7 protein-coding genes are annotated in these 6,812 nt (G+C 69.8%); all 7 read right to left on the bottom strand.

Going from position 1 to position 6,812, the window contains the following annotated elements; all coding sequences use genetic code 11:
• Window positions 1–1,196: pectate lyase family protein (locus AC1D12_RS20385; protein WP_477842500.1), on the bottom strand; the 1,196-nt coding region annotated here is incomplete at its 3' end.
• Window positions 1,197–1,243: 47 nt separating this feature from the next.
• Window positions 1,244–2,959, bottom strand: coding sequence for a glycoside hydrolase family 6 protein (locus tag AC1D12_RS20380; RefSeq protein WP_477827931.1), 1,716 nt, complete (start codon window positions 2,957–2,959; stop codon window positions 1,244–1,246).
• A gap of 40 nt (window positions 2,960–2,999) precedes the next feature.
• Window positions 3,000–4,328 (bottom strand): glycoside hydrolase family 5 protein, encoded by a 1,329-nt coding sequence (locus AC1D12_RS20375; protein WP_477842499.1) that lies wholly within the window; start codon window positions 4,326–4,328, stop codon window positions 3,000–3,002.
• Window positions 4,329–4,348: 20 nt separating this feature from the next.
• Window positions 4,349–5,524 carry a DUF3570 domain-containing protein gene (locus AC1D12_RS20370; RefSeq protein ID WP_047507182.1) on the bottom strand — a complete coding sequence of 392 codons (1,176 nt, stop codon included), beginning with the start codon at window positions 5,522–5,524 and terminating at the stop codon, window positions 4,349–4,351.
• Window positions 5,511–5,738 carry a DUF4266 domain-containing protein gene (locus tag AC1D12_RS20365; protein WP_465110505.1) on the bottom strand — a complete coding sequence of 76 codons (228 nt, stop codon included), beginning with the start codon at window positions 5,736–5,738 and terminating at the stop codon, window positions 5,511–5,513. The genes AC1D12_RS20370 and AC1D12_RS20365 overlap by 14 nt, the downstream gene beginning before the upstream one ends.
• A gap of 5 nt (window positions 5,739–5,743) precedes the next feature.
• Complete coding sequence (locus AC1D12_RS20360) at window positions 5,744–6,235, bottom strand: TlpA family protein disulfide reductase (RefSeq protein WP_465110506.1); 492 nt, start codon at window positions 6,233–6,235, stop codon at window positions 5,744–5,746.
• The coding region (locus AC1D12_RS20355) for a hypothetical protein (protein ID WP_477842498.1) at window positions 6,232–6,812 on the bottom strand (581 nt) is incomplete at its 5' end. The genes AC1D12_RS20360 and AC1D12_RS20355, both read right to left, overlap by 4 nt.

The raw sequence follows: 6,812 nt of genomic DNA, 5'->3' as shown, positions 1-6,812 counted from the left end.
GCGTTGGCCGTGCTGCCCTGGTACAGGTTGTTGTAGACGTGCACCTTGCCGAAGCGAACGCGCGGCGCGCGCTCGGTGATGTTGGTGAACAGGTTGTTGTGGAAGGTCACCGTCAGGTGGCCGTTGTCGGAGGTCTTGCTGTCCGACGAGCCGATCAGGTTGTTCTTGTCGTGTTGGTCGAAGACGTTGTTCGAGATCGTCACGTAGTCCGACCCGTTCTTCACGTCCAGCGAGCCGTCATGGCACTGCTTGCGCTTGCCGTTGACGACCGGCAGCAGGTCGTCGGTGACCGGGGAATCGGTGAACCGGTTGTGGTCGATCCAGACGTGGGTCGAGTCGTCGACCGTGATGCCGTCGAACTCCGAGTTCCAGTTGCCGCTGGAGCCGTCGTTCGGGTCCCACAACGGCGACACGTCGCACGGGTCGATGATGGTCAGGTTGCGCACGATCACGTTGTCGACGCTGTTGATCTTGATGTTCGCGTTGACCAGGCCCGCGGTCGCGCCAACGCCGATCAGCGTCGTGTTGCTGCCGAGCTTCAGCTCGCCGCGATTGGCCTGGTCCGAGGTGCTCTTGAAGGCGCCGCCGTTGTCGGCTGCCGCCATGTCGATGCGGCCGGTCACCTTGATGATCTTCGCGCTGTCGCCGCCCGCCTTGATCGCGGCGAGCAGTTCGGTCGCGGTGTCGACCTTGTAGATCGCCGCGGCCGCTGCATTCGAGCCGCCGCGCGTGCCGCCGGACTGGCTGGCCCAGCCGGTGGCCGGGGCCACCTCGGTGCTGGCGTCGGCCGACGGCGCGGGGGCCGGAGCCGGTGCAGGCGCGGGGGCCGGCGCCGGGGCGGGAGCAGGCGTCGGGGCCGGTGCGGGTGCAGGCGCCGGTGCGGGCGAAGGTGCCGGTGCCGGGGCAGGCGCTGCGGCCGCGCCGACGGCGCACTTCTTCGCCTTGCCGGGGTACGGGTCGGAGCCGAAGGTCGCGGTCGTGCAGGCGATGTTGCCCGACAGCGTCTTCGTCACGAACTTGTCCTTGATGCCGAACGAGACCGAGCGCTTGGTGGTGCCGACCTTGCAGGTCTCGCCTTCATCGGCGCATTTCGAGTAGCCGGACGGCCAGTCCTTGGCGAAGGCGGGTGATGCGACGGTGGCGAACAGCGCGGCGACGGCCAGCGCCGCGGCGCGCGGGCGGGGGAGGTGAGTCATGGGGAGTGATCCTGGTTTGAAAGTCGAAAAGAAGAATCGGGTGCTGCTCACTTGATCGCCGGATAGGCGTTGCGCAGCAGCATCAGGAACTGGTCGTGGAACCACTGGCCGGCATGCGGCGCGCCGCTGAGTGCGTCGACGTTGCCCGAGCCGCACATCGCGTCGAAGCGCTTGCCTTCGGCGTTCGGCGTGGTGGCCGTGCTGTCGCTGGTGCCGTCGGAAGCGCCGGGCGGTTTCACGAACACGTACGCATCCAGGTAGGGGCGGCTCGCATCCGGATTGGCGCGCGGCCGTTCACCGATGCCGGTGTTCTTCACGTTGCACCAGTTGCCGCGGTGGGCGCGACGGTCGACGCGCATGTCGTCGACGTCGGCGGCCGCCTGGGTGGGCCGGGCCGGGCCGCCCCAGCCGTTGCGCGAGGTGTCGACGAGGAACGACAGCGTCTTCGGAAAGCCGGCAGCCACGAACTCCGCGTGCAGCTTGTCGACATAGGTCTGCTCATCGACCACGTGGTTGTATTCGTAGAACTGGGTCGTGCCGCCGGTCTGGACGTATTTCTCGGAACCGTCGAAGAACGGCTCCTGCAGCGGCGTGTAGTTCGCGGTGTTGGTCGCGAAGCCTCGGATGATGCCGAGGTTGCCGCTCGGCGTCGCGCCCTTCACCAGGTTGATGAAGCCGTCGATGGCTTTGCCGCGGTTGCCGTCCCAGCCGAGCCAGCCCGAGTGCGCGATGTCGAGGTACATGTACACGTTCTTCAGCGTCGACAGCTTGTTCAGCGTGTAGCGGATGCCATCGACGTAGACGCCCTTCTGGTTGACCGAATCGCACACTGTCTTGCCAATGCCGATGTTGGTCAGCATGTTCGGGTACGAGTCCGGCTCGATCAGCGTGACGATGCGCAGGCCGGCGTAGGCCGGGCGCGCGAGGATCTCGGCGATGCGGTCGATGTACTGGGTCTTGTACTTCGTCATGCCATCGTTGGCCGAGCTCAGCTCGCCGTTCGACGCCAGCGCCGCGCAGTCGCGGTCGGGCAGGTCGTACACGACCAGCTGGATCGTCATCGGCTTGAGCGTGCTGCCGCTCAACGCCTTCTGCTGCGCGACGGCCGCGTCGAGGTGGTCGACCAAGCCCATCGCGCCGCCGCTGGCCTTGGCGCCATCGATCGCGCCGATGCGGTCCAGCCAGACGGCGGTCGGGAACTTGGCGGCGGCCTTCACCAGCGCGGTGTCGGTGGCCGAGGCGGTCACGCGGGTCAGCGATTGCGCGACCTGGGTGCCGTAGTCGGGGTCCACGTAGAACAGCGCGTCGGCGAACGGGTTGCCGGTGGTGATCAGGCCGGTCGCGGGGGCGGGTGCCGGTGCGGGAGCGGGTGCCGGGGACGGCGAAGGTGCCGGCGAGGGAGACGGTGCCGGAGCAGGTGCCGGCGCAGGAGAGGGCGTCGGCGCGGGCGCCGGGGCGGGCGACGGCGTGGGGGCCGGTGCCGGAGCCGGTGACGGGGAAGGTGCCGGCGCGGGCGACGGCGAGGGCGCAGGGGCCGGGGACGGCGAAGGCGCCGGAGAAGGCGACGGTGCCGGTGCGGGAGCAGGCGACGGCGAAGGAGAAGGAGCAGGCGACGGCGTGGTGGTGGGCGCCGGGGCCGGCGCATTGCTCGTCGGCGACGGCGCCGGGTTGTCATTGTTGTCGTTGCCACCGCAGGCGGCGAGAACGAGCGAGAACAGCAGGCTCACACCGGCGCGTCCGCGCTGGCGTTTTTGGCTTTTCATGTGGCTTCCCTTGATGTGTGTTGAATTCAGAAAAAGCAGGTCACTGCAGGTACGGCTTCAGCACGGTCATCTGCGGCTTGTCGGTGCTGCCTGCGGGTTCGATCGAATACATGTAGCTGCCCCACCAGGGGCCGGCGGCCCACCAGACCCAGCCGGCCCAGACGTCGGCGTTGGATTTGAGGTGGCCGAGCGCGCTGGCCACGGCCAGGTCGCAGGTGGCGTTCGATGCGGCGCCCACTTCGCCGAGCACGGCGCGGTAGCCGTTGCTGCGGGCCCAGGTCGTGAAGGCCTGCAGGCGCTCGGCGCCGATGGTGGCGCTGCTGCAATCGGCATGCGTGCCGGATGAATCGTTGTCCAGGTACTGGTGCACCTCGAACACCATGTTCTTGCCCGGGTCGACGATGCCCTTCATCACGGTGCCGTTCGCGGTGCCGTACCAGTCCTGCAGCCAGCTGTGTGCGCCGGTCCAGGCGTTGCCCGGCACGGTGACGACGTTGGTTGCGCCGGTGCTGCGGATCGCGGCCAGCGCGGCGTTGGCGGCAGCCAGCCACTGCTCGGTCGCGATGTCGTGCGGCTCGTTCATCAGCCCGAACGCGACGTTCGGGTTGCCCTTGAACTGCGTTGCGAGGCGCGACCAGAAATCGGCGAAGGCCGCGTTCGGCACCTGCGCCGAGCCGATCAGGTTGCCGCGGTAGCGCGCGTAGTTGTGCGGGTCGATCAGCACCGTGACGCCGGTCGCGGTGACCTGCTGCACGAAGGTGGTGAGCCGCGACAGCTCGGTCGCGTCGAACGGCTGGTTCAGCGACGGTTGCAGCCGCTCCCACAGGAAGGGCAGGCGCACCGCGTTCATGCCCTTGCTCTTGAAGTAGGCCGCGCTCGAGGCCGACGGGTAGACGTAGTCGGTGTTGTAGTTGCCGGGCAGGTTGCCGGGCGCGAACTCGGCGCTGGCGAGGCTGACGGCGCGCCACGAGAGCGTCGCGGCCGACGGGGCGGGCGCAGGCGAAGGGGCGGGCGCGGGAGCCGGCGCGGGCGCTGGAGCCGGGGCCGGTGTGGGCGCAGGTGCCGGAGCGGGTGCCGGGGCCGGTGTGGGTGCTGGGGCGGGCGCTGGCGTAGGAGCCGGCGCAGGCGCAGGCGCTGGGGACGGCGATGGCGCGGGGGCCGGTGCCGGCGAAGGCGAGGGTGCAGGCGCTGGTGCTGGTGCGGGCGATGGTGCCGGCGCGGGAGCAGGAGACGGCGCCGGAGCCGGAGCCGGCGTGCCCCCGCCCACCGGCGACGGTGCCGGCGCATCGTCATTGCCGCCACCGCAGGCGGCGAGCAGCAGCAAGGCGCTCAGCGCCACGCGGCGGGAACGGAAAAGTGTGTCGTTCATGGGCGAGGGTTCCGTGAGGGTCAGAAGCGGGTCGCGAGACCCCACTGCACGATCGTGGCGTCGAAGGTGTCGATGCCGGGCGAGCCCTTGCCGCCCAGGCGCCAGTCCGAGCGCTGCTGGTAGCGCTCGAGCTTCAGGTCGGTGGTCCAGTTGCCGAAGTGCAGCTCCAGCTTCAACCCGAGCGTGATGCCGCCGAAGGCCGACAGCCGCTGGTCGGCCGACGAGAACTCGGGCGTGCCCACCGGCCCCGGGTACACCGCGGTGTCGGGCACCGGGTCGTAGTAGAACGACGCGGCGTTCTGCGTGTAGTACCGGAACGACGGCGTCACCGAGAACAGGTCCGACACCGGCTGCACCCACGCCGTCTCCAGCGTGTTCGCGCGGATGCCGAAGGTGTCGTTGTAGTAGCGGTAGCTCGCGCGCAGCGTGCCCGACACCGACTCGAAGTGGTGGTTCCAGCGCAGCATGCCGATGCTCGCATCGCGCTCGCGCGGCCGGTGGTCGTACAGCTTGTACGGGTCGTTGAAGTAGCCGCGGCCCACCGAGTAGGTCAGGCTCAGCTGCGCGATGTCGCGCGGCGACAGCGCCTGCGTCACGCCCAGCGTCAGCTCCGAGGTGGTCTTGCGCTCGTCGATGACGATCTCGTTGACCGGGTCGATGCGGTCGCGCGTGCCGGCGATGCCGATGTTGAACGTGGTGTTGTTGTCGGCGGTCGCGATGCGGCCTTCGAGCGACAGTGCGCTCGACTTGTAGTCGTTCTCGCTCGAATGCGCGGTGCCGAGCGCGAGGGCGCCGCGATCGAAGTAGCGCGTCACCTTCAGGTCGCCGGCGCGGCGCTTGTCTTCCATGCCCGGCGAGCGCGAGGCGCCCGACACGTCGCTGTAGTAGCGCGGCGTCGCGCCCGACACGTCGTCGATCACGCCCGAGCCCTCGATCGACCAGCGGCCGATCGGCGCCAGCACGTACAGCGACGGCGCCTTCACGGTGATGCGGTTGAGCCGGCTGCCTTCGCTGCCGTCGTAGTTCGGGTAGCGCACGTTGACGGCCTGGCTGTCCTTGTACTGCAGGTACTTGAACGCGATCAGGCCGTGCTCCGGCGGGTCTTCGGCGCGCGCCGCACCGGCGGCCAGCACGCCCGGCAGCGCGAGCGCGGCGGCGACGAGGTTGCCGACGCGGGCGGTCTTAGTTGCAGCCACAACCGCCTCCGCCGACGCCGGAGCCGCCCGAGGCCGCTTCCTTGCTGTTCAGGATGTGCACGTCGAAGCGCCCTTCGAGCGCGTCGCCGCCGAGGGTCATCTCGGGCTTCGCGAGCAGGCCCTTCTCCCAGGGTTGCGGCGGTTGCAGCACGGAGCAGCCGCCGAGGCCGGCGGCCAGCGCGAGCACGAGTGCGGTGGCGAGAGTCTTCGTCATGGACATCACTTCAGGGCCGCGACGATCGCGTCTTCCAATGCCTTGCGCTCGTCGTCGCGGAAGCCCGCATGCATCTGGACCACCTTGCCGTCGGCGCCGATCAGCACCGAGGTCGGCATGCCCTTCACGCCATAGCGCTTCGGCGTGTCGCCCGCTGCATCGAAGGCCACGACGAAGCTCGCCGGCACCTCGGCCAGGAACTTGTCGGCGTCGGCCCGCTTCGCGTCGAGGTTGATGCCGACGATCTGCAGGCCCTTCGCGCCGTACTTCGCCTGCATCTCGTTCATCCACGGGAACGACTGCTTGCACGGCCCGCACCACGAGGCCCAGAAGTCGATGTACACGACCTTGCCCTTCATCGCGCCGAGGTTCACCGCGCCGCGCGAGCCGTTCAGCTGGAACTCGGGGGCCGGCGTGCCGGCGTCGACGGCGGCCGCGGGCAGGGCGGCGAAGAGGCTGGCGCACAGGGCCAGCGCGAGGGCGGAGAGGCGGTTCATTGGGAGATTTCCTTGGAGACAGAAGCAGAAACAGGAACAGGGTGGCGGCGGCGCACCTGCAGCGCCGCGATGGCCAGCACCAGCAGCGCGAGCCAGCGGGCATCGAGCGCACCCGCGCCTTCGTTGGTCGACGGGGTTTCGGCCTGGGCCGACAGCGCCACCTCGGTGGTCTGGCCGGCGGCCGACATCACCTTCAGCGTGCCGTGCATCGCACCGCCGCTGCCGGGGGCGAACACCACCGTCACCGTGCACGACTTGCCGGCCGCCAGCGTCCACGGCACGCCCGGGCAGGCATCCGAGGCCGAGCCTGACGCGACGATGAAGCCCGCGCTCGTCGTCACCGCCGAGATCGTCGCGGCCGCCGCCGAGCTGTTGGAGATGCGCACCGTCAGCGGATCGCTGCGCGCCCCGGTGCGCACCGTGGTCGAGCGGTAGTCGAGGGCCGTCGGCGCCACTGCGAGCGTGCCGGTGGCCGGGGGCGTGCCGCCTCCCGTGTCGGGCGGCGTCGTGCCGCCTCCGCCGCCAGGTGGTGTCGTGCCACCGCCGTCACCAGGCGGTGTCGTGCCACCGCCACCCC

The organism is Rhizobacter sp. P1_G5 (assembly GCF_056405435.1).
This window is presented reverse-complemented; position numbering and strand designations above follow the sequence as displayed.